The sequence below is a fragment of the Aquimarina celericrescens genome, from assembly GCF_042682765.1.
Lineage (GTDB): Bacteria > Bacteroidota > Bacteroidia > Flavobacteriales > Flavobacteriaceae > Aquimarina > Aquimarina celericrescens.
Genome location: NZ_JBHUHY010000003.1, coordinates 533,290 through 558,063, shown reverse-complemented (window position 1 = coordinate 558,063; position 24,774 = coordinate 533,290). Strand labels below are relative to the sequence as shown.

19 protein-coding genes and 1 tRNA gene are annotated in these 24,774 nt (G+C 34.2%); 14 read left to right on the top strand and 6 right to left on the bottom strand.

Features of this window, described 5'->3' with window-relative positions; genetic code table 11:
- Nucleotides 1–44: 44 nt before the first annotated feature.
- Both ACFSJT_RS06240 and ACFSJT_RS06235 read right to left on the bottom strand, forming a co-directional pair.
- Complete coding sequence (locus ACFSJT_RS06240) at nt 45–1,373, bottom strand: MATE family efflux transporter (protein WP_378319359.1); 1,329 nt, start codon at nt 1,371–1,373, stop codon at nt 45–47.
- Complete coding sequence (locus ACFSJT_RS06235; RefSeq protein ID WP_378319358.1) at nt 1,370–1,870, bottom strand: GNAT family N-acetyltransferase; 501 nt, start codon at nt 1,868–1,870, stop codon at nt 1,370–1,372. Before ACFSJT_RS06235 ends, ACFSJT_RS06240 begins: the two co-directional genes overlap by 4 nt.
- 182 nt (nt 1,871–2,052) lie before the next feature.
- Here ACFSJT_RS06235 and ACFSJT_RS06230 point away from each other — a divergent pair, with 182 nt between their 5' ends.
- From ACFSJT_RS06230 to ACFSJT_RS06185, 10 genes are all read left to right on the top strand, one after another.
- Nucleotides 2,053–2,853, top strand: a complete 801-nt coding sequence (locus ACFSJT_RS06230; protein ID WP_378319357.1) for a universal stress protein — start codon at nt 2,053–2,055, stop codon at nt 2,851–2,853.
- An 82-nt stretch (nt 2,854–2,935) separates the two neighbouring features.
- Nucleotides 2,936–3,009: transfer RNA gene (locus tag ACFSJT_RS06225), tRNA-Ala, on the top strand.
- 195 nt (nt 3,010–3,204) lie between these two features.
- Nucleotides 3,205–3,612 carry a response regulator gene (locus tag ACFSJT_RS06220; RefSeq protein WP_378319356.1) on the top strand — a complete coding sequence of 136 codons (408 nt, stop codon included), beginning with the start codon at nt 3,205–3,207 and terminating at the stop codon, nt 3,610–3,612.
- Nucleotides 3,613–3,630: 18 nt separating this feature from the next.
- Nucleotides 3,631–4,170 carry a heme NO-binding domain-containing protein gene (locus ACFSJT_RS06215; RefSeq protein WP_378319355.1) on the top strand — a complete coding sequence of 180 codons (540 nt, stop codon included), beginning with the start codon at nt 3,631–3,633 and terminating at the stop codon, nt 4,168–4,170.
- On the top strand, nt 4,170–5,771 hold the full coding sequence (locus ACFSJT_RS06210) for a sensor histidine kinase (protein WP_378319354.1): 1,602 nt from the start codon (nt 4,170–4,172) through the stop codon (nt 5,769–5,771). The genes ACFSJT_RS06215 and ACFSJT_RS06210 overlap by 1 nt, the downstream gene beginning before the upstream one ends.
- Entirely contained in the window at nt 5,768–6,901 is a 1,134-nt protein-coding gene (locus ACFSJT_RS06205; RefSeq protein WP_378319353.1) for an FIST signal transduction protein, read from the top strand. Before ACFSJT_RS06210 ends, ACFSJT_RS06205 begins: the two co-directional genes overlap by 4 nt.
- A gap of 2 nt (nt 6,902–6,903) precedes the next feature.
- Complete coding sequence (locus tag ACFSJT_RS06200) at nt 6,904–7,962, top strand: sensor histidine kinase (protein WP_378319352.1); 1,059 nt, start codon at nt 6,904–6,906, stop codon at nt 7,960–7,962.
- Entirely contained in the window at nt 7,959–8,279 is a 321-nt protein-coding gene (locus ACFSJT_RS06195) for an Hpt domain-containing protein (protein ID WP_378319351.1), read from the top strand. The genes ACFSJT_RS06200 and ACFSJT_RS06195 overlap by 4 nt, the downstream gene beginning before the upstream one ends.
- A 14-nt stretch (nt 8,280–8,293) precedes the next feature.
- A complete protein-coding gene (locus ACFSJT_RS06190; RefSeq protein ID WP_378319350.1) occupies nt 8,294–9,010 on the top strand; it encodes a LytR/AlgR family response regulator transcription factor in 717 nt (238 codons plus the stop codon).
- 118 nt (nt 9,011–9,128) lie between these two features.
- Entirely contained in the window at nt 9,129–13,124 is a 3,996-nt protein-coding gene (locus tag ACFSJT_RS06185; protein ID WP_378319349.1) for a DUF6923 family protein, read from the top strand.
- Between the two features lie 60 nt (nt 13,125–13,184).
- Here the strand turns inward: ACFSJT_RS06185 and ACFSJT_RS06180 are convergent, their stop codons facing one another.
- On the bottom strand, nt 13,185–15,257 hold the full coding sequence (locus tag ACFSJT_RS06180) for a tetratricopeptide repeat protein (RefSeq protein WP_378319348.1): 2,073 nt from the start codon (nt 15,255–15,257) through the stop codon (nt 13,185–13,187).
- Between the two features lie 185 nt (nt 15,258–15,442).
- Between ACFSJT_RS06180 and ACFSJT_RS06175 the strand changes: the two genes are divergently transcribed.
- From ACFSJT_RS06175 to ACFSJT_RS06160, 4 genes are all read left to right on the top strand, one after another.
- The gene (locus ACFSJT_RS06175; RefSeq protein ID WP_378319347.1) at nt 15,443–15,739 is read left to right on the top strand and encodes an STAS domain-containing protein; all 297 of its coding nucleotides are present in this window, start codon (nt 15,443–15,445) and stop codon (nt 15,737–15,739) included.
- A 26-nt stretch (nt 15,740–15,765) separates the two neighbouring features.
- Nucleotides 15,766–16,065, top strand: a complete 300-nt coding sequence (locus ACFSJT_RS06170; protein ID WP_378319346.1) for an STAS domain-containing protein — start codon at nt 15,766–15,768, stop codon at nt 16,063–16,065.
- Nucleotides 16,055–17,290, top strand: coding sequence for an oligosaccharide flippase family protein (locus ACFSJT_RS06165; RefSeq protein ID WP_378319345.1), 1,236 nt, complete (start codon nt 16,055–16,057; stop codon nt 17,288–17,290). The genes ACFSJT_RS06170 and ACFSJT_RS06165 overlap by 11 nt, the downstream gene beginning before the upstream one ends.
- Before the next feature lie 215 nt (nt 17,291–17,505).
- Nucleotides 17,506–18,717 carry a glycosyltransferase gene (locus tag ACFSJT_RS06160; RefSeq protein ID WP_378319344.1) on the top strand — a complete coding sequence of 404 codons (1,212 nt, stop codon included), beginning with the start codon at nt 17,506–17,508 and terminating at the stop codon, nt 18,715–18,717.
- A 64-nt stretch (nt 18,718–18,781) separates the two neighbouring features.
- On the opposite strand, the gene ACFSJT_RS06155 is transcribed toward ACFSJT_RS06160, so the two are convergent.
- From ACFSJT_RS06155 to ACFSJT_RS06145, 3 genes are read right to left on the bottom strand one after another with little or no spacing between them, the layout of a single operon-like run.
- The gene (locus tag ACFSJT_RS06155) at nt 18,782–20,326 is read right to left on the bottom strand and encodes a glycoside hydrolase family 2 TIM barrel-domain containing protein (protein WP_378319343.1); all 1,545 of its coding nucleotides are present in this window, start codon (nt 20,324–20,326) and stop codon (nt 18,782–18,784) included.
- Complete coding sequence (locus ACFSJT_RS06150; protein ID WP_378319342.1) at nt 20,323–21,546, bottom strand: hypothetical protein; 1,224 nt, start codon at nt 21,544–21,546, stop codon at nt 20,323–20,325. Before ACFSJT_RS06150 ends, ACFSJT_RS06155 begins: the two co-directional genes overlap by 4 nt.
- A gap of 11 nt (nt 21,547–21,557) precedes the next feature.
- Entirely contained in the window at nt 21,558–24,656 is a 3,099-nt protein-coding gene (locus tag ACFSJT_RS06145; protein ID WP_378319341.1) for a hypothetical protein, read from the bottom strand.
- Between the last annotated feature and the right edge of the window lie 118 nt (nt 24,657–24,774).

Sequence of the window (24,774 nt, the reverse complement as noted above, 5' to 3'; positions counted from 1 at the left end):
CCACCTATTTGATAACTCTTTGGATAATTATAAAAGCGCTTACTTCATAAAGATAGAGGAACATATTTCTTTCTAAACTTTATGACCAAAGCTATACTTCTGATAAACATCCAAACAGAAATGGCAATCCAAACGCCATGTAATTGCAAGTTAAAATATCGCGCAATTAATAATGTTGGGATAAAGCCTAAAAAAGTTGATCCTAACAACACATTTCGTAAATACCCGGTTTCTCCCAGTCCCTTGAAAATACCGTCACCTACAAATGCAAGGGCATTAATAGGAAGCATAAATACCACAATATAAAAGAAGCCTGTAAAAACATCTAATACTTCTTGATCTTTAGAAAAAATTAGCCCTAAGGAATTAGAAAAAAATAAGCCTATCCCTGCCAGTAGACATGCAACTATAATTCCATATATATTCACTTTCTTGGCCATCGCCACCAGCGTTTTGTAATCTTTGGCTCCAAGTAATCTTCCACCCAAAATATTGCCAGCCCCACCATAACCATCAATAAAAAAAGCAAAAAACAACCATAACTGGATCGCAATACTATGCGCTGCTATATATTTTGTTCCTAAAATTGCAGCTTCTCGAACAGCAAGCAATAAAGTGACATTAAGTGCCAGTGAACGAATAAAAAGATTACCGCTCATAATCAAAAAACGTTTCATCTCGGGATGCCATAAATTTTTAAGATGTAAAGACACCTCTGTCTTCTTTAGTAAAAGGACCAAAGATAAAATAGCCATTAAAACTTGCGAAATGAGACTTGCCCATGCCGCTCCTTCAAGGTTCATAGGAGCAATAATTCCCTCTATTCCGTATACTAAAGCAAAATCCAACACAATATTTGCAAGAACCCCGATCAAAGCAATAATCATAGGCCAGTAGGTGTTTTGGAGTCCTCTAAAAATTCCGAAAATCGCAAATACAAAAAGGGACAGTGGAAAACCCCAAACCCGAATACTATAATACGAAATACAATATTCCAGCACCTGGCCTTCTGCCTTTAATAACACAAATATTTCCTTTATGAAAGGAACCGTGGCAATTAAAATAGTAATACTCAATCCAATATTAAAAAGTATAGCTTGAGCGGGTAAGGTTTTAATCTCCTCTAGTCTTCCTGCACCAAGGTATTGTGATATAATTGCAGAAATCACGGCTCTTGTTTGTGCAAGTACCCAAATGAGCATTGATAAAAATGAACCCACTATCCCTACGGCCGCCAAAGACTCTGTACCCACTATGGGAATATTACCAACAATTGCTGTATCTGTTGCTGATAAGATAGGTTCTGCAATCCCCGAAATAATTGCAGGCACTGCTAATCTATTTATATTTTTAAAACTTATAATACTACTCATAGAATCAGCTCATAACAATAGAAAGCTTGTTTGCTTTGGTTAAGGAAATATATATTTCCTAATCTTTGATATCCTCGCGCTTCATAAAATTTTTGATTATGTTTATTTTGACTAAAGGTATCTAATCGTATAGAAATAAAATTTTTATTTCTGGCTTGGTGTTCTGCAAAATCCATCAATTGTTGAGCATATCCTTGTCCCCAATATTGAGGATCTACCGCCAAACGATGAACGTAAAAATTATTCTTGTTTTCTGTTAACCATGTGACAGGCAAATACTCTTTATCCACAATTTCAGTAATAACAATAATTCCTTTGATTCTACTTTCTTCTTCAAGAACATATAGCTCTTCTAACTCTATATCTTTCTGAAAATGATCTTTCGAGGGATACTGCTCGTTCCACTGGAAAATTCCTTTTGCGATCATTGCCTTAGCACACGCCTGCGTAATTTCATGAATAGAATCTACCTCAGAAAATAATGCTTTTCGAATCATGTTATTTTGGCAAAGGCCAAAAGTAGTAACTTTATAGTGTAGAAAATAGCTAGGGATTGTATTCTGGTGAAGATTTAATGAAACTTTAAGAAAAGTAATCTCTCATCTTTTAGTTGAATTCGATTTCTCAATGGGTATAAAGTTGTAATTTTGTTGGCTACATCACAAATCAAATCGACGGAATGAAGAATATATTGGTTCCATTAGGATTATCTGAAAACTCAATTACTTTGGCGAGAGTTCAATATGCTATAGATCTGGCAAAAGAACTTGGAGGAACAGTGTACGCAGCACAAGTTTTTAAGGAGTTACCCAGATCAGGTAGTCTGCCTACTGTAAATAAAACATTGAAAGAAATAACAGCTTCTTCTATCGAAGAACAATTATCTCAATTGGATAAGAAGGGAGTAGAAGTAATTGCACTTCCTCTCGAAGGAGATTTACTCGAGGCGATACCGAAATTTAATTTAGAGAATGCTATAAGTTTACTTATTCTTGGGCCTGAAAGTGGTGGTATTAAAGATCCTTACTTTCTTGGAGAAACTTCTGGAAGCTTAGTAAAAAAAACTGAAATTCCTGTATTGATTGTTCCAGAGAATTATAAATTTACTCCAATTAAAAAAGTTTTGATGGCTGTCAAATCCGGGAGTATAAAAAAGAAAAATGCTTTACTGCCTGTAAAAGAAATTTTGAGTACATTTGGTTCAGAAATTAAGTTGCTTCAGGTAAAAACGGCAGATTTTCTATCAGAAGATACAGAGATTCAAAAGGATTTGAGAGCTATGATCACATCTCATCAATCTTCAGAAAACGCAACTTTATTTCAGGGAGTGTTAGAACATCTTAATGAAAACCATCCTGATTTGCTATGTGTTTTCAGGCGTAAACGTGGTTTCTTTGCCAAACTTTGGGAAGAAAACACGGTTCTAAAGAAAGATTTTGAAAGTAGGATTCCGTTACTGGTTTTACGAGGATCTGATTAAAAATAAGGGGATGTAGCTTCCTCCTGCACTACGTTTCGGCAGACAGGCAGCTTCGCTACATCACCACAAATTAAACACCTATGGGGATGTAGCTCAGCTGGCTAGAGTGCTTGACTGGCAGTCAAGAGGTCGTGGGTTCGAGTCCCATCTTCTCCACATCAAAAAACAAGTTCGCACCGCAATGCGAACTTTTTGTTTTTCATAAAAAGATAAAAGCATTTATCTATATATTTTTTCCATTCGACTACACTTATCTACCATTCACCGAAAGATACCGCTAGAATTAAAACTAAAAGACCATCTTTATTATTGTCAAAATTGCATTTCAACTTAATTTAAACACATAAAATAATGGGTCTTACATTTTTATTAATAGAAGATGACGAAATCGAACGATTAAAATTTGCAAGGGTATTGCAAAAGAATAAATATAATCATACCTTGTTAGAGGCTGAAAATGGAGAGAAGGCCTTAGAACTTTTAGAAAGCCACAAAGAACTACCAGATCTTATTTTTTTGGATCTTAACATGCCAAAGATGAATGGCTTAGAGTTCTTAAAAATCTTAAAGTCAAACCCCGCTTTAAGATATACCCCTGTAGTCATATTAAGCACGTCGAACAATCATAATGATCTTAAGGAGAGTTATGAAATAGGAATTGCGGGATATATTGTAAAACCTTTGAAATATGAAGACTATGCCCATAAAATCAAATGTTTAATTGAATATTGGGACGTGAATGAACTTATAAAAAGATAATAAAAACCTACTTACTCTATGAAAGGTATTGTATTTACCGAATTTTTAGAATTGGTCGAAGAAAAATTTGGTTTGGCTATGGTGGATAAAATCATACAACAATCTTCTTTGGCTTCTGGCGGCATTTATACGGCCATTGGCACCTACGATTTTTCAGAAATGCTTAGTTTACTTACTCATTTAAGTAATAACACGGGCATTAGCATCGATGATCTGCTTCTTGCCTATGGAGAACATTTCTTTGGCATACTCGCAAATAGTTATCCGGGACTAATTAATACATATGAAGATCCCATCGAACTATTGTCATCTATAGAGAATCATATTCATATAGAAGTGCAAAAAATATATCCCAAAGCCGAGCTTCCTACATTTGAAGTCCTTGAAAAAACATCATCCAAATTAGTTATGGTCTATAAATCCAGCAGAGCAATGTATAGTTTTGGTTTGGGATTGATGAATAAGACCTTTGAACATTATGACAGTTCTGCGACTATCCTAATGGAAAAAATAAAAAAAGACGGAACTGAAGTAAAATTTAGCATTACCAAAAATTAATGAGTAATGAGTTAGAAATACTACAACGTGCTTTACAGAGAGAAAAAGCAGCCAGAAAACAGGCGGAGCAAATTCTTGAGGGTAAATCCAGAGAACTCTATGAACTTACCCAAGAGCTGAAAAATGTTAATACCAAACTACAAGAGGGATTAACTGAAAAATCATCTGAACTTCAAGGAGTTTTTGAAAATCTTGTTGATGCCTATGTATTAATGGATATTTCTGGTAACGTTATTAAAATGAATGATGCAGCCAACGAATTATTTGGTTATGATATCGACAAAGAACACCTTAATGTCTTGAGTCTTATTTATGAAGAAGATTATCAATATGCCATGTCTTCGTTTCAAAAACTGGTTACCAAAGGCTCGTTTTCTGATTATCAGGCAAGAGTTAATACAAAACATAAAGGTGTTAGAACCGTTCACATTAATGCAAGTCTTATTTATGGTAAAAAAAATCAACCTATTGCCGCACAGGGTATCGTAAGAGATATCACTGAAGAGCTTGAGCAGAAACGAATATTTGAAGAGCAGAAAAAACAATTATCTGCCATAGTCGAAAATTCTTCACTTGGGATTGCACTTACTCAGTTTGGAAAAATTCTTCAAACTAATAAAGCTTTTCAAAACTTACTGGGATATACCAATGAAGAATTATTACAAAAAGAGGTAAAGGACATTTCGGTTAAAGAAGAGTTTAAAGAATCGGCAGAAAATATGCAGAAAATGAATGATGGCGAAATCGATACCTTTTCTGTAAATAAAAAATACGTAAAGAAAAATGGAACCATTTTCTGGGCCAAAACCAATGTAGCAGCAGTAAGAAATACAGATGGCAGTATTAAATATCAAGTTGCTTTAATAGAAGATATCACAGAACAGCTAGAGTTTGAAAAACAGAGAGACAGACTGGTAAAAAACCTGGAAAAGAGTAATAAAGAACTTAACGATTATGCCCATATCGTTTCTCATGACTTGAAATCTCCATTGCGTAGTATGAATGCCTTACTTACATGGCTAAAAGAAGATTATGAAGAGATATTAGATGAAAATGCTCATCATTCTTTGAACATGTTAATCAAGAAAGTAGATAAAATGGATCTTTTGATTGATGGCATTTTGAGATACTCAAGTATCGATAAGATAAACCAACCTCAACAAAAGGTGATTTTGAATACTGTGGTGACAGATATTATTGATGTGATACACATTCCGTCTCATATTAGTATAGAGATTCTTACAGAATTACCTAGTATTGAAGGAGATACGTTCAGATTACAACAGTTATTTCAAAATTTGATAAACAATGCCATAAAATATAACGACAAAGAAAAAGGAGTCATCACTATTTCCTGTGAACAAAAAAATGAATTTTGGGAATTTTCAATAACTGATAATGGCCCTGGAATTTCAAAAAAGTATCACGATAAGATTTTTCAGATTTTTCAAACTCTTGATGATAAAAATGAATCTACAGGAGTTGGATTATCCATTGTAAAAAAAATAGTAGATGTATATGAAGGTAAAATTTGGTTAGATTCTATAGAAGGAGAGGGAACTACGTTTTATTTCACGCTAAAAAATAATTCATTTTTATGAAAATTCAACAGTTCAAAAAACTTGGAAACCAGAATTGGGTAAGTTTACACAAATATGAAAACTCCCTGAACAATCCTTTAATTTTAGTGTTGGGTAATAGATACCAGCTTGAAAAAACTTCTTTACTATCAGAAATAAGAGAACTATTACCTAATGGCGAAATTGTTTGTGGTACCACTGCAGGCGAAATTATAGGAGAACGGGTTTATAATGATTCTGTCGCCATTACTGCAGTTGAATTTGAAAAAAGCAAGTTCATCATCGAGAGTGAAAATATTCTTACCCATAACATGGATGCCCTGACATTAGGAGCAAAATTAATTGATAAATTACCTCAAAAAGACTTAAAGCATGTTTTTGTGATTTCTGAAGGAAGTTTTGTAAACGGATCAGCATTAATTGCAGGTTTAGAATCAAAATACAAAAATGTTACATTTACAGGAGGGCTTTGTGGTGATGATGCGCGTTTCGAAAAGACCTTGGTAGGATACAATGAAAACCCAAAAGAAGGTGAAATCGTTATTATCGGCTTTTATGGAGACAGTCTGGACATCTCATATGGTCAATACGGTGGCTGGACTCCTTTTGGTCCAGAAAGAATTATTACAAAATCAAATAATAATATCTTGTACGAACTAGACAATCAGCCCGCCCTAGATCTATATAAGAAATATTTGGGCGATAAAGCCTCAGAATTACCTAAGTCGGCCCTGCTATATCCCTTGAGTGTAAAATCCCCGAATAGAAAAGAAGCTATTGTGAGAACCATATTGTCTATCGAAGAAGAAAACAATGCTATGATATTAGCAGGTGATGTACCCGAAGGATCTGTAGTGCAACTGATGATGGCAAATATCGATAACATAGTAGAAGGTGCCTCACAAGCTGCCATCACAGGAATGAGTAACCGATCTGCAAAACCAGAATTAGCTATCCTGGTAAGTTGTATTGGTAGAAAACTAGTGATGGATCAAAGAGTTGAAGAAGAAATTGAAGAAATCATTGAATCTATAGGCCAACAAGCTGTTATAAGTGGTTTCTATTCTTATGGAGAATTGGCCCCGTTTAAAACTGGAAACTCTTGCGAATTACATAATCAAACCATGACATTAACTCTTTTTAGCGAATAAAAATGGATCCCTTATTAGCTAGACAAATACGAAGACATCTTAGTGAGGATGCTAAAAACGATCCAAGTGTAAAAAAATTCTTGGATGCCGTTCAAAGATCTTATCAAAACTACGAAGATCAGTTAGGTATGCTTCAAAGAGCAATGTCTATTAGTTCTGAAGAATTGTTTGATGCTAATCAACAACTAAGAAAAGAAGCAGAGCAACAACGAAAAGTAATTTCAAGTCTTAATGGGGTTATTCAAACATTAGAATCCATAATTTATAAGAAAGGAAGCGAGAACAGTGGTAAAACCAAAGAGCTTAGCGGCATTGAGCTGGCAAGTCATATTGAAAAACAGGCTATTAAAATTTCAGAAATAGAAAACCAAAGGGAAACTATTCTAAAAAATCTTGAAAAAAGTAATAAGGAGTTAAAGGATTATGCTCATATTGTTTCTCATGATCTCAAATCTCCCTTAAGAAACATTTCGACGCTAATACATTGGATCAAAGAAGACAGCAAACATATTGATGATGGCACGCTAAAAAACCTCAACTTAATTGATAAGAATATTGAAAAGATGGACCACCTTATTAGTGGTATTCTTAAATATTCCAGTATCGATCAAGTAGAGCATATCGAAAGAAATATTGTACTACAAGATGTAATTACTGACATTCTTGATGTAATACATATTCCCGATCATTTTGAAGTTGAAGTTGTTACAAAATTACCTGTTGTCAAAGGAGATAAAGTTAGGCTGCAACAGTTATTCCAGAATGTATTAAATAACGCTATAAAGTACAATGATAAAGAGAAAGGTATGGTTACCATTTCTTGTATGCAAAATGATGATTATTGGGAATTTGCAATAGCAGATAATGGTCCTGGAATCCCGGAGAAGTATCATCACAAGATTTTTCAGATTTTTCAAACACTTGATGACAAAAATGAATCTACCGGAGTTGGATTATCCATAGTTAAAAAAATAGTAGAGCTATCTGAAGGAGAAATTTGGCTGGACTCAAAAGAAGGTGCTGGAACCACTTTTCATTTCACCTTAAAAAAGAAAAAATGACAGAAACTCCTAACCTTACATACATAAAAGAATTGGCTGCAGGATCAGATGCGTTTGAACAAAAAATAATTAGCATAATAAAGAGAGAATTCCCAGAAGAATTGCATGAATTTCTTGATAATTACACTGCAAAATCTTTCAGTAAAGCAGCAGAAAATGTACATAAACTGAAGCATAAAATAGGAATGATGGGCTTCGAAAAAGGATATCAAACCGCGATAGACTTTGAGGAAGGCTTAAAAAATAATGATACTTCTTTATATTCAGAATTTATGTTAATTTTAGAATCCATAGAATATTTTCTTAAAACCCTTTAAAAATTGACTAGCATATGAATTGCATAATTATAGATGACGAAGAGACCGCAAGAGCAATAATCCAACAATTATGTACTCAAGTTGATGAATTGAATGTTATCGATGAGTTTCCAAATGCAATTCAGGCCATTAAATTTTTAAATAAGAATGAAATTGATCTTATTTTTCTGGATATTCATATGCCGGATTTTACAGGCTTCGATTTTATAGATACCTTAAAAAATCCCCCTAAGATTGTTTTGACAACTTCAGACAAAAACTTTGCATTAGAAGCGTTCGAGTATGATTGTATTGTTGATTACTTGGTGAAACCCATAACATTACCCAGATTTCTTAAAGCAGTTCAGAAAGCAGAAGGAGCTATCATTACCGCTGATAATGAACCAAAAAACAATCCGTCATCAGACACTTCACAAGAAAAAAATGAACTCTACATTAATATAGATAGAAGGTTGATTAAGATTAATATTCCAACTATTAATTTGATTGAAGCCAAAGGAGATTATATTTTAATTAAAACCGAGACGCAAAACTATACGGTGCATTCTACGCTAAAAAAAATTGAAGAGAAACTACCCGACGATCTTTTTCTTAAGGTACATCGTTCTTATGTAATCAATATCAAAAAAATTATTGATATTGAAGATAATAGCGTTCTGATAGCAAAAGACGTGATCCCCGTAAGCAGATCAAATCGCCCAGAACTAATGAAACGCTTAAATATGCTTTAAAATTCATCCTTTCTAAAAATCCATTCGTCTACAGTAAATTACCTATCACCGAATAATCATCTTTTTAGGCACTTGTATAGATTAATTTTAGCCATCTGAAAACCCAAATCTATACATGATGAAAAGAATTATTACACTTTTAGCCTTATTTATCGCATCCTTAGGATATTCGCAACAACCTTTTGATTGCAACGAAGGTGATTTTTACCAGGTGATTTCTGGAGTGATGAAAGCATATGACCCTATTACAGGTTCCTATTCTGAAGCTTTGCATACCTACTCTGCTTACAATGCAGGAGGATACAATGTAGAAGATGATTATCTGTATGCAATAAAAAGCAGCGACAATCATCTTTTAAGGATCGCTAAAGATATGGTTATTGATCTTGGTGCAGTGACACCTTCTGGAACTACTGCCTTTGGTGGGGGTTATGCCGCAGATGTAGATGCCAACGGTAATCTTTGGGTTTTCCAAAACAATAACAAAAAGACATTTCATAAAATACTAAACTTAAAAGATTATAATGGTGACAGCTCTCCTGTTTTTGAAGTAGTTGAAGCAGACGTAGCCTCACCAAGTACTTGTGCAGATATTGCATTTATCAATGGTGCTTTTTATGGTGGTAGTCGTGGTAAATTATACAAGTGGGATCTTTCTACCGGTACACCTGTATTTTCTAGTGTTACCGTAATTGGTCTTCCAAAAAGCACCTTTGGCGCTGCTTATGCAGATGCTAATAACCGACTCTATTTATCAGATAATAACGGAGGGTTATATTTAATCAACGACTACCAAAGTAGTGCCCCGGTAGCTACGCTACTTAACCTAACAGAAACGACAAACTCTAATGACGGTTTTAAATGTGCCAGTGGTATTTCTCCATTAGATAGAGATGGGGATGGTGTTTTAGATTCTATGGATGCTGATGCTGATGGCGATGGTATTGTCAACATTATAGAAAGTAAAGGAGCAAATCCTTATGGCGATGATGATGGTGATGATTTATATAATTATCTGGATAATGATGTGAGTGGTAATGGGGACAATGTAGTTCAAGATGCATTTGATAGAGATGGGGATGGAAATCCCGATTTTCTGGATATAGATTCAGACAATGATGGCATTTATGATATCGTAGAGGCTGGCCAAGGAATTAAAGATTCAAATAATGATGGAGTTTATAATAATTTAGATCATAATTTTAAGGATACTGATGAAGACGGAATCGCAGATGATTTTGATCCAAATCAAACGGGAAGTGATTTTATTCCTATAGACACCGACAACGATACCATCTTTGATTGTTATGATATTGATTCAGACAACGACGGCATTGTAGATATTATTGAAGGACAAGAAAATGACTTGTACATTGGTCTTTCGAATATCGACGAAGATAAAGATGGAATGGACGATGCTTTTGATCCTGACTTTCAAGGAACTACAAATGGTACTATAAATACCGATGGTACCGATGCCCTTGATCACTTAGATACCGATTCTGATAATGATGGTATATCAGATAGTACTGAAGCTTATGACAGCGACGGCGACGGTGTGGCAGAAACTAGCATTTCTGGAATTGATAATGACGAAGACGGTTTGGATGATAGCTTTGATTTGAGAAAAAGCAGTTTTGCTCCCGAGAATGGTGGACAAAGCCCTGGTAGTTTTCCAATCCCAGAGATTTGTGATCGATACAAGTATCTCGGGGATTTTACCTCAAACGGCACCCCTCTTTATCTGGAAGAAAGAGATATGGTGAGTCAAGAGACCATCGACATGATAAATAATGCGTTGCCCGAAAGTTATCCGGTACCAGATTTCAATCCGCATTATATTTCATCTGGGTATGATACCGATGTAGTACTACAAGAAGAAGCAGATATCTGGGTTACTTTTGTGGGAGAAGGTGCTGGTTACAAAAACACACTGGGATTTTATACCTATGATATTAACGACCCAAATCCAACAATACCGGCTCCAGAAGATATAACTATCATTTTTCCTAATGTATCTGCTTTATATAGCGGTGGAGGATTAGAAATAGGAGACAAAGTCAATATAGGAAGATTTTCTGCTAATACAGGAATTGGTTGGGTACTATTAGCCAACGCATGGTCTGATGGTTGTGTAGGAACTGGTAATTGGCAATTACATTCTAACCCAGATTTTAATCCTGAAACCGATAGTAGCCTAAGATACCATAATGTGTTATTGTCTGATCCTGAAAATGAAAGAATCATATTAGGGTTCGAAGATATTCGAAGAGACTACGCATCTTGTGATCAAGATTTTAATGATGCACTTTTCTATATTACAGCGAGTCCTTATACTGCGATCAAATCAAACAATTATGTTGATATTGATAGTGCAACAGATGTTACTTCGGCCAACGACGGTGGTCTAGAAAGTAATGGGGATTTGGCAAGTTTAATTGCTAAACGAAATTTTAACAGAACAAAAACCAGTACTGCTTTTAATACAAAAAAGTCACAACAAAAGTTTAGACCAGGATTTAAATCCTATACATCGAAGAATGGCGAAGATTTGAGTGTATACTTCCCCAAAACAGGAGTAACCGGTTCAGAATCTACTTACGTATCTAGTCCAGATGATTTATTAGGAATCACTAATGCCGAAGCGGTGTTTTCTATAGACTATTATCAAGGTGAAGAACGAGTAGCCGCGGCATTAGCCACCTCAACAAAAGGTTCGATATACGATCATTCAAAAACGATTTGTGATCGATTAAATGGATCTCAATTGCTAGACATACGAACGGTTACTATTAGAAGTCATACACTGGTAAGCACAAAAATTGAGCGAGCCACAGGTCAAGTTGAATACACGCTAACCTTTTCTATCAAAAAAGCAGCTTCAGAAAATGAGATTTATAGCTTATGGAATATCGATGATTATCCTAAAGGTGATTACATGAACTTTCAAGTTTGGGGAGGATCTGTCTCTCAGGTTGCAAACATTGCAAATCATATTATCGATTCATTTACGGTAAAAAAACCATTACGCAGTCATAAAGTAAATCATAGAATCCCATCTGTATTTGTAAAGCAAGGAACCTATGCTAATGGAAAACTTTCTTTACATATTGTAAATAAACTTAAAGACGGCCAGATGATATTTAAAGGAAATATTCGAAAAACTGAGCAATCAAAAGAGCAAAATCTAACCAAAAAAATAGTCTTGTCTGGTCAATATTATGAAGATGTAATTATCGATACAGGATATTTGTTTGACATTGGATTCTCGGTTACCACAAAAAACGCTACACAACTTGATGCTTTATATTTGGCAGATGGACCATGGGGTGCAGACTACCTGGAGGAAGGTGTAATGTTAGAAAGTTTTACTATAACAGAACATACAAAAGAGACAACAGAAGATGTTTATCCTATAGAAAGAAATGTATCGGCAAAGGGTGAACTCATAGAAACATTTAACCTATTCAGAAATATTCTTGCAGGAGAACTAACTTTGGATGTATCTCAATATGATGCTTTACAATTTGAATTACTAGCCGATCGAGATATCGAAGTGATTGTGGTTACAGAAGAACTTACCGATTGGAATGATAGATTGAGATACAGGGTAAAAAAGTCTAATAACAAAAAAACGCATACTATTTTATTTTCTGATTTCATAAATGCGAAAAAAAGTACAGACAGTATAGGAAAAGTAAAAAGTATTGTATTCTCCGTTCAGGGAGATTATCAAAATGCTACACCATTTTACCTTGAAGTATCAGATCTGGCTTTTACCAGAAAGACTATAGATCCTGTTATAGCAATAGAAGAAGAAGTAGAACCCATTGCACAAGTAGAAATAGATGAGCCCATCAAAGCTGTCACTCTTAAGAACTATCCTAATCCGTTTACGAACAGAACTACAATTGATTTACCGGGAGGGCCTTATAATGAGTTAACCATCACTGTAATCGATATGTTGGGAAGAATAGTAAGAACTGAAAAGTTGAGTATGATTTCTGAAAGCAAAGTGGTTTTTGAATCAAAGAATCTGCAACCGGGTATATATACCTATATTTTAAGAGGAGATTACAAGAAAAAATATTCAGGTCGTTTTTTCATTGAATAATTAAGGCTGTACTATTTTAGTATTTGGGTAATAACGAGGACATTCGAGTGATGCTCCTCGTTATTTTTTTAATTCTATTATCTTTTTATTAAAAACAGGCTGTTTTAAGAAATACCATTTCAATTGAAACCCAAACTCGACATATTCAAAACCTGCAGCGGTAGCAGAAGCTATATTACTGTATTTTCCATAAAGGTTAGCTTTAAACCGGTTAGAAGACTGATGCCCTAACTTTCCTTCTGCTCTAAACGTTGAAGATCCGGGATCATTCTCTACGTACTGTTGACCAAAAGCTGCACTTGCATTGTAAAACCATTGCTTTTCGGGATCACTTACGACTTCAATAAAAAGCTCGCCTAAATTAAATCGTTCCGGACTGAAATAGATAGTGGGAACCTGATTTTTAAAAGCAATATATTGATAATTAATCCCAGCTTTAAGCACTGGTCTTTGTAGTATCGTATAGTATAAAGAGGTGAATAATAAATTTCTGATATTATCATCAGTCTGTGAAGTATACATATATTGTGTGTACCAACCTAAATTAAAATTAGTCCCGAGATTGTAATTAATACTGTAATTATTCATTATAATTTCTCTATTCAAGAGATCAGCATTAAAATTCTGTAATTCTCGCTTGTATCCAATATCTAAATTTTGTAATCTAAAAGGCTTTATTTTTACTACTGTTTCTGCAATCAACGCTGTATAACTTGTAGTAAAACCATCTGCATTAGTAACTCCTATTTTAGACTGCAGTGAAATACTACCGTTATATTTATAAAGAAATCCCAACCAGAAATCGTTCGATGTTGCTTCATTATTTGTTATTGTATTTTTGGTGGTTCTATAATCATATTGAAATTGAGATTTGAAATTGACCGACAAAGGAATCTCAGTTTTCAGCGTAAGATTAACAGCCTCGTTGTCTCCATTATCAAAAGTAAACGCTGTTTTTTCTTCGATATGAGGTGTATGAGATTTCTTCAATTTCTCGATAAGTTTTTCTGCATCTTGTTGTCTCGGATAATATTGTAAAGTTTTAAAAGCATAGGTATACGATTTCATATCTTCTCCAAGGGCTCTATAGGCATTGGCAATACCCAAATTACCATCAAAAGAGCTCCTTTGTTTTACTAAAATAGCCCTATAGTTTTGAATACTAGTATCAAAATTACTCGTATACATTCCTGATGTTGCCTGTAACGCCAATACTCGAGCATCATCTGGATAAAGTGATTTTAATCGATCTATAGCTTCACTCGCTGCTTTAAATTTTCTATTCCACAATAATGCTTGTATATATCGCTCTTGGGTTGATAAATAAAGTTCTTTATCGTTTTTGAATTTTTCTACGCGGTCTCGGGCAAGTGTTGATAAACCAAGTGCTTCTTTTTCTTTATGCTTTTTATGAGCTACTAATGCTAAATTATTTAGTGACACAATGCTGTCCTTTGGATTTACTGCTAATGTCGCATATACTTTTTCGGCTTCTGTAAGATTATTTGTTATTAAGTAGATGTTTCCTTTGTTTAATTGCGTGTCTTTGTCGTTGGGGAAATCGAGTAAGTTTTGATCAAGTAACCTCAACGCTTCTCCATATTTTCTGTCTTGTGAGAGTTCATTTGCATATCCCAACCGCATATATTTTCTGGAAATCATTGCGTTTTGATTTCCTTCCTGTATTTCTAAAGCTTTATTCACATACGCCAAGGCCTTCTCATATTTTTGAAGATTAGACAACGTATTAGCATACCCCAAAACCGCAGGAAAACTGTCACTTTTTTCTTCGATCAATTTCTCATAAAAGACTTCAGCTTTATCAAACTGCTTATCCCATAATAATGATTCTGCATAATTCAACTTGATTTCAAAATCATAGGGATATTCTTTTAAAAGATTTGTGAAAATTGTTACGGCTTGTTTCGAATCCCCGGTCAACCCAACAGCTCTTCCATAACATAGCCTAGCTGTGCGGTTAGTAGGATACTGTTCTAAAATTTGTTTGAAAAAAACTTCGGCTTTGTCATATTCACCGGTTTCTAAGTATTCAAAACCCTGTTGCATCTCTTGTGCAAAACAAGACGCTATAGACACTACAAAAAAGACAAAAGATAGTATTAATCGAGACATACGTGTTTTTAGTTTCTCTATAACAAGGTAAGCATCTATTTTATTTTGTCACAACCATTTCTGCCTTTTTAATCCGATATCTTTATCCACTCGTCTACAGTAAAGAGCAACTCACCGAAATTTGAATCAAAACCATGCTTATAAACTTCATATTTGTAGTGTTAGTAATCCCAAAATAAAATAATATGGCTCTTCAAATTACAAATAACCAAGGAGTTTTTGAAATCAATGGAAATATCATTTCTGAAAATTCAAAATCACTGCAATCTCATTTTGAGCAATTATTACACAAGACCGATAGCGTATTTATATCTGTTGACAACGTAAAGAAAATCGATGTTTCTGGTATTAATGTGCTTACCAAGCTTTATAAAAGTGCAATGAAAAATAACAAGATTTTTTTCATTATTGGAAAAGAAAATGAAGTTGTAAAAAAAGCCTTCGGAAAAGTAAATTACATATTAAGAAGTGATTTTCTATAAAACTCCAAACCCTAAATCTCATTATTATGGAACTACACATACAAAATCGACAAGGAACATTTGAAGTTATTGGAGACTTTACTTCAATAAACGCTGAAAAAGTTAAAGATTATTTTAACTACTTACTCGATCATTATGAAGAAGTGATCATTTGCCTTAAAAAAGTAAAAGAAATTGACAAAAAGGCCCTTAATGCTCTTAACGAAATTTATAAGAAAGCATCCAAACGAAGTAAGATTCTTTTTGTCCTGGGTAAAGAAAATAAAATTGTATCCAAAGCATTCAAGAATAATCAATTGACACACATCTTTAGAAATGACTATTAGTACATACATACCCAAACTAACAGCCGAACAAAAGTTTATGGGTAGCGTGCTTATCGTAAACGGAGGCAACTACTTATACAATTTGGCTCTAGGAAGAATCTTAGGTCCAGAACTATTTGCCGATGCAGCGTTATTGATTACTTTTCTTTTGGTTTTATCATTTGTAGCGATGACGTTTCAGTTAGCCACTGCTAAATTCTCTGTACTATTCGAGCATAACGTACTTACAAATTTTGTTAACCTTAGTTATAGATATGCAACATTAGTTGGAGTCATTTTGGGTGCATTATTGATCCTATTTGCCAAAGATCTACAAGGGGTTTTTAACACTCAATCTCATCTTATGTTTACCATATTTGGTTTTGGTGTACCTATTTATTTTGTGATGAGTGTAAATAGAGGCATCTATCAAGGAACCAAAAAGTTTGAAAATCTTGCTATAACGTATCAGGGAGAAATGATAAGCAGATTAGTGATTACTTTACTTTTTGTATATTTTCTCCCTTTTCACCCCTCAGTTTTAATCGCTATAGGGATAATAGCTTCCTTTGTGTTTGGATTGATTCCTTTTAAAGTGAACAACCTATCTCTTTTAAAAAAGTATACATTATCAAAGGAGCATTCAAAACAGGTCATACGATTTTTTATTCTTACTGCATTTTACGAGTGTACTCAAATTATAATTAACAACAGTGATATTCTACTGGTTAAGCACTATTTTGAGGAGCACCAAGCCGGTCTATATGCTTCTTTAGCGCTAATTGGTCGCGTAGTCTATTTTGTCGCATGGATGTTTGTTATGTTGTTACTACCCAAAGTAGTGCAAAAACAAAAAGATGGTCTGGAGCATGCTTCTATTCTTTTTAAATATGTAGGTTATATTTCAATACTTGCCTTAGTTATAGTTTTAGGATGTTATTTATTTCCAGAATTAGCTATCAACATACTTTTTGGATCAGACTATATTTCTATCGCACCTTTGTTATGGAAATATGCAATCGCCACTTCATTATTTGCCATTTCAAACATCTTTGCCTATTACTTTTTATCGTTAAACAGGTATATTCCTGTTATACTGTCTGCCGTTTTAGGAATTTCTCAGGTGGTGTTTATTGTATTCTTTCACGAATCGCTGTTAGAAGTAGTGTTGATGCAAATTATTGCTATGAGTATTTTACTTCTTGTCCAACTTGCTTATTTTTTCTACGAAAACAGAAAGAGATAACCTATAAATCGAATCATTATTACTGTTCGTCTACGCATAATTGCAACTCACCGAAAAACACGAAAGAACGATTAGATTATGAGTCATCTTTGTTACGTAGTAAATGACCTTGAGGCAAGCCCGCAAGTCATTGGTTAGAAAATAATTTTGATCTCGAGCTAAGCCTCGAAGCTTTTAAATCTCGAATATCGAGTAAAACCCAAAACTAAAATATTATGAAACTTGCCATCGTAACTGCCTATCCTCCTAGTAAAGTAACTTTAAATGAGTATGCTTACCACTTGGTAAAACATTTCAGACAACAAACAGAAGTATCTGAACTTATCTTATTAACAGATGTAACATCACAGGAAGCTGATATACATTTTGAAGAGCAAGGCTGTAAGGTTACCGTTAAACAGTGTTGGAAGTTTAACTGCTACACTACTATTTTTTCGGTGATGAAAACAGTACAACAAACAGCACCGGATGCAATACTATTTAATCTTCAGTTCATGAAATTTGGAGATAAAAAAATAGCAGCAGCCTTAGGCTTATTGCTACCGTTACTTTGTAAACTTAGAAAAATCCCAACCATTGTTCTTTTGCATAATATTATGGAGCAGGTAGATCTTAAAAGCGCAGGTTTCACTAAAAATAAAGTTTTACAAACAGTTTACAATTTTATTGGAACTACGCTTACCAAGTTCATACTGGCAGCAGACACTGTTGCGGTGACCATAAGTAAATATGTAGACATTCTTGAGGAGAAGTATAAAGCCAATAATATTGCATTAATCCCTCACGGAACTTTCGAATTACCAGAAGAACCTTCTTATCAATTACCAGAAGGACCGCTTAAAATAATGACTTTTGGCAAGTTTGGCACTTACAAAAAAGTAGAAATACTTATTGAGGCTATAGAAAAAGTGAGGTCCAGAACAAAAACGAATCTAGAAATTGTAATTGCTGGAACCGATAATCCTAATGTTCCTGGTTACTTGGCATCAATGAAAGAAAAATATAGACATGTTCCTCAATTAACATTTACAGGATATGTCGCCGAGGAAGATGTACCCAAAATTTTTGGAGAAAGTGCCATGGTAGTGTTTCCATATACTTCTACCACAGGAAGTTCTGGGGTATTGCATCAAGCAGGAAGCTATGGAAAAGCTGTAGTGATGCCAGATTTGGGAGACTTAAGTATTCTGGTAAAAGAAGAAGGGTATCAGGGTGAATTCTTTGACCCAAAAAGTGTGGATAGCCTGGCTGATGCTATTGAAAAAATAGTACTGAACGAAGCATACAGAATAGCCTTAGGAAAAGCAAACTACAAAGCTGCCACAGCACTACCTATGAGTACTATTACAACAATGTATCTCGACGAGTTCAAAAAAATTCAGGAAAAGAATATACCTACATTAAAGGTCAAAAACATAACAACTTAATTCTAGAAAAGAGTTGTCACCTCGTCATGTTTGCTAAACACCTGCATATAGTGTGGGTGTTTTGTTAGTTTCCTATAAATTCGAAAGCAGGTTTCTTATTGCCCCCACGATCTATAAAACCAAAATATTTCTGTTTGTGCTTTACCCAGGGTAAGTTTCCTACTACGGTGCCAGGTACTTCTTCAAAATCATACAATGTCCAGGAAAGATAATTAATATTTTGATTTTTGAATATTTCCTGAAACTGTTTATGATACTTCGCTTGTTTTTTTTCTGAAGCTCCAAAAGGTGCCCAAAAACCTCTATTCGACGATAATCCAAACTCTTGTAAAACCAAAGGTTTGTTTACTTGGGTATTCAATACGATAAATGCCTCTGAAAAATCATTAATATCCTGATAGTAATGAAAGGATACCATATCAACTTTTTCTTGTAATAATGTCGCTGATTCTATATCAGACCATCCAATGGTTACCAAATGATCAGGATCATAAGACTTAACCTGAGCAATCATTTCTTTTAGCCAAGCCATAACATTTTCCTTCCCTCTGCTCTCAAAATCAAGATTAGGTTCATTTTTGATATCCCATGCCAAAAGGGCATCATGATTTTTAATTGCACTTACAATCTGCTCTGCATGTCTATGCGTAAACGTCCAATCCTGTATCGCATAGTCTCCATAAAAATCAAAGAGCGTTACGATTACTTTTAGCTTTGCATCTTCTGCAAGGTTCATTACTGTCTGCAGTTTTTCAATTTTGGACTTCTTTACCACTTCCTTTCCAAAATCTTCATACTGGATAAATATTCTTATCGTATTAAGACCAGCCTTTTTTACAATATCAAAATCTTCTTTGATGATACTTTCATCAAATCCTTCCCCAAACATGTTCCATGGCGATTTTTGAGGATAATAGTTGATCCCTTTTATAGGGTAAGGCTGGTTATCTACTAAAATCTTTTTTCCCTGAACATAAGATGTCTTTTTTGTCTGTACCGTGTCTTGTTGTTTGTAAAATTGTTTTACCAGGTGACGCACCCTCCAAAATCCATCTTCTAACAGCATTGCTATTTTGTAGTTAGCAAGATCTGTAGTTTCGAACTGCAATTCATTTTCATTAAAAACTTGTGAGTACATTTTTACGTTTCGATCTTCAAAAACTACCAATTGTCCGTCAGCACTATAAAAATCTAAAAACAAATTATGATCCAACGTAGTGCTTACAATTTGTACATCATTTTCCTTATTAAATTGAAGTGTTTTTAATATATTCTGCCGAGCACTTTGCGTGTAAAAATCGAATATCCCTAAAGAATCGTAAGAGGAATATGCAACATTTCTTACATACCAGGAATTAACATAATCCTTTTGAATGTTACTCATGGTTTGTTTTTCTATGGATCTGCCAGGATTAGTAGTATCTTTCCAAACTACTTTAGGAATATATGCTTGTTTGTTTTTTAAGCCAATATGTAGCATGGTTGATCGATCTGCTCCTGTATTTAGAAAAGATAGTGTTTGACTTATTCCAAAGAGGATAAGTCCATTTACCATAATAAATGAAAGAATTAATAAGGATCGATATATGGTTCTGTTCTGTTTTTTCATTTTAATTTAATACGATCATATTTTTTTGAAATACCCATACTAATGACTTCTATTGTATATATATCTGAAGAAAAGAAGTCTTCAGATAATTTAAAATGTACTTTTCCTTGAGAGGATGATTTTACAATTTTTTCAAGAAGCGTTTCATCCTTATAAATATATAATGTAACAGCCGCTCCATCGGGTAGTATCTGATTCATAAAACTACGGATAGGACCTACTTTTACTTTTCTGTTGTCTGAAGAAAATTCTATCGGATAATCCTTTACCGCTTGATCAAATTGTAAAGCTATTGTATTACTTTCTGCCATTTGTGGAATAAAGGCTTGTACAGTCCAGGTAGCAAAAGCATTTGGATGAACTATATATCCTCTGGCGATACCATTGATGGTACTCCCTGTTGTTCTTAGTTGTTGCTTGGTATCCGTTTCGATACTAAACTCAACAACCCTACCATCACTAATTATGTTTCCAAATTTGTCACTAATTGTAGAGGTAAAAAACTCCATAATTTGATTTCCATCGGCATAAGAATGTTCTCTTCTAAAATCCAGGTTGAAGTTTTGTGCTTGTGAAGGAAAAACATCTATCGTAAACTCTTTTGAAGAAATCTCTTTAGATTTTGCCGCGACTAGAATTCTACCAGATTTCTCATAAGAAAATATATTTTTCCATGCGATGAAATCATCAACAGCTAATTCTTCAGACGTTTCTATATCTAAAAATTGATGTTCTATAGCTATTAAGGTACTATCTTCTAAAGGATTGTCATATTCATCGGTGGGTAAAACAGTTAGCATACCATAGTCCTTGCCACCGGCATTTATACTTGTGGGGCCTAAATAAGATTCTAGCGGTTCTGTTTTTTTGTGGCTAGCACTAATTTGCAATGATCCAGAATGAAATGCCTGTTGATTTGATATAAGACTATAATGTATAACTCCCTTTTTTTTCGACAAAAAAGAAGGAACTGTAAAAAGAAGAGTATCCAGTAGATCGTTATTTGCCTTCAAAAGTACGTTTCCATATGACGATTTCAACCAAAGTTGATATTCAATAGTCTCATTAGCTTTAAAAACAAGTTCAATTTTTTCTCCTGCACTATAATTTTCTTTAAAATCAAGAACTTGTACTTCAACTCTTTGTTGTTTAACTTTTTGGTCATCATCTGCCTTAAAACCAAATATGACTAGTACTATTAAAAGTGAATATGTTATCAAAGTTTTATTCATTAATACGGAGCTCCTATATAGTTATTTACTTCTATTTTTACATAATTATAACCTTTGCCCTTAACCGGAATTAATTTATAATCCTTTTGGTCTTTTCGCCTGTTTGGGGTTACCTTGTAAGCAACATCTTTGTTAGGTAATCCATTTATAAATACATTTTCCATATCTGAAGATATAGCTTCTAGTTGACTCAAATCTTTTAATGCATAATCAAAAAATCGTTTGCGTTGAGGCCTTATCCCTTCTCTTATATATTTCTGATCTATCCAAATAAGTTCTTTCTCTTTGCTATAATACGATATGATTAGTTGCGGAATTGTCACTTCTTGTACTCCTGAATTAAAAAGGGTACCTCTTAAACTATTTTTTTCAATAACGGCCTCTACTATTGCTAATCCTTTATACAAATCTGTGGTAGCCACATTGCCAGCGCATTGCAAATTGAATGTTACCGGGAGATCGGCTAATAAAATTGGTGTAAACTCATCAGGGTTAAACGTTTCAGGCTTTTGCTCATTTTTATCTAACCATGCAATGCCTTCAAAATCAATTCTAAAACTCGTATTTTCTTTAGGCATCAGTTTATGTTTCATCTGGTCTTTGGCGTTATAGGTTGCCAATTTGGTATTTTCAGAAGTATACAGTGTCGCTTTAATAACCACATCGGCAGGTACATTATCCACATTCTGTATTTCTCCCACAACAGTATATGTCGTATCATTTTTTATGAGATTAGCAAACAGTACCTCTAGCACAGGTTGTTTTAAAACATCTTCATGATATGTTTGTTCAGAAGATATCTTGCGTCTACCATGATTATAATATTGTGTTTTATTATGCGAGAATAATTGATCTGGCGGTATATCCAGATCATAATCAGATGGTTTTAGATACCATTTTTCCTTTCTTTTTACTAACTCATGATAAAAGACTTTATCAATTCTTTCCAGGGGAGTAATCCAAAACGTTTCTGTTTTTACCCTGGCAGTTGTATCTGTTTGATCTAAAATGGAAACAACGATCTCGTCCATTTTTGCATAAGAGCTTAGTAAGCCATCAGTCACAGCTATTTCAAGCATGTACTGATCTTCTTTTTTATTACTGTTGGGATCAATATAGGAGTAGGCTCTTTTAAACTCTTTAAAATCTAAGGCGTCATAATAGGCTTCAACTACATTTTGCGCACTTATTTGAGTGGCATTCTTGATATAAAATAAATATATTCCGAAGGTTATGATCATCAAAAGAAAAACAACCCATGCATGTTGAAGTTTAATGAGATAGTTTTTAAAGTTTTGATAACGTATGCTAAAGTTAAAAAATTCAGGATGTTTATGATCTCTTGTTTTAAGTGCGTGAACCCATATCATTTGAATGTTTATCATAAACGCAAATACTACAGTAATCATAGGTATCAAACCCCACATTAATTTTAAATACAATGAAACATCTTGTTTAGGAATAATGTTTGGTATTGGCGGTACGTTTAATTTCTCCCATACCATAATTCCATTTTCTAATTGTCTTAATCGCTGCCAACCACTGAAATAAAGAATTGGATTATAAAATTTATCATTAGAAAAAACATATTTTAAATTATATTTCTCTGGTACGGTAAGAAATTGTTGCAAAGAACCGATTCCTTCTACTCCTCTAAATTTGGAATTCTCTAACCGCTCTACCGCTCGGGAGGTTAATTCGGGTAACCTTCGGGCAGAGTGATAATTACCATCAACAGTCATAGCGTTGGTCTGGGAAGAAAGCCATGCCATTTGATCTCCAAATCCCAAAGGAAGATATCGCCAATGATCGTGTTGATCCTGTTTCAAAAAGTTCAAAATAGGGAGCATTTTTATTTTTTGAGGTTGAGAAGGCCTAAAATACCCTAAACTCATGGTAAACACGCAGACAAAGATGTATGCCCCAGCCAATGCTCCTCCAAGAATACGATGGTAAATACTCCCAAACTTATGCTGTAATGTATCCTTTATATCACCCTCTATAAAACGATAACAAAACTCTCCAAAAATAGGGAGTGCCATGATAGAGGCCCACAATGTAAATCGATCAAGCGTGAGAATATTAAAAGCATTATCCCCCAATATCATTTTAGGTATAGGTGTGGTACCACCAGTTCCCAATATAGTAAGCAATGTGAGAGAAAGACCAAAAAACAGATACCGTTTACTAAAAAATCGGAAGAACAAATAGGGCATGATAAATAAAATAATCCCCCAAGGAATCAAAAAAAACACTAATCCCGAAGAAGTTACCTCAAGAAAATTATCCCTTGACCCATGAGGTATAGGAACTTGTGTAATAGGATTATTTTTTGTGTTAATCCAATACGGTAAAATACAGGTGATAATAAGTAGCAAAGAACCAAAACCAAATGTCACTATACGCCAAAACAAGACTAGAAATGTACTTATAAAGGTTTTTAAACGAACAGCCTTATAAGAACCTGATTTTTCTTTGGCAGTATCCATAATCACCATTCCTATGAGTGGAAAAATGAAAAATACCATTCCGAAAATTGGAGTAACATGATGTGAGGTTACTGTAACGGCCAGAAGGCTAAAGGCCTTAATCAAATGTACATAGGCTCCTGTTTTTATCCATAAATAAATCTTAGGGAGCGCATGCATCAATACCGAAATACCAATAATACTGGGTAATTGACCAAAAATATGCAATGTTTCTACAAAAGAAGATGAAAAAACCGCTACAATAGCAGCGTATCCCGCCACATCTCTTCTTCCAGTAACTAAAAGAGCAAATTTAAAGACTCCTGTTATAAACAGAATTACCGCTACAATAGCTGTTGTGAATAGACCAAACTTAAGACCACCAATAAAAGAAAGCAAACCAATACTTTGGTGAACCAACGGTGGATATCCCATTACCGTAAAGCCAGTATACCAACTATAACTCCAGGGCTCGAACCAACTACTGGCATAATGATCTGCAAAAAACAGATGGATCAATGCATCGTAAGTAGATTCTAAAGTAAAAAAGATGCTCGACCCATGGAAAACTACTCCTATGAGCAAGGCACTGATCAAATACTTATTTGTAGTTTTTTTCTCTATCTCCAACGTAAATTTTTCTGATAATCTAATATACAACAAAGGTTTGGGTTTCGACGAATGGTATGTCTTTCGATAAAAACCATTCGTCTACAGCAAATATCTACTCATCGAAATCCCTCATTTC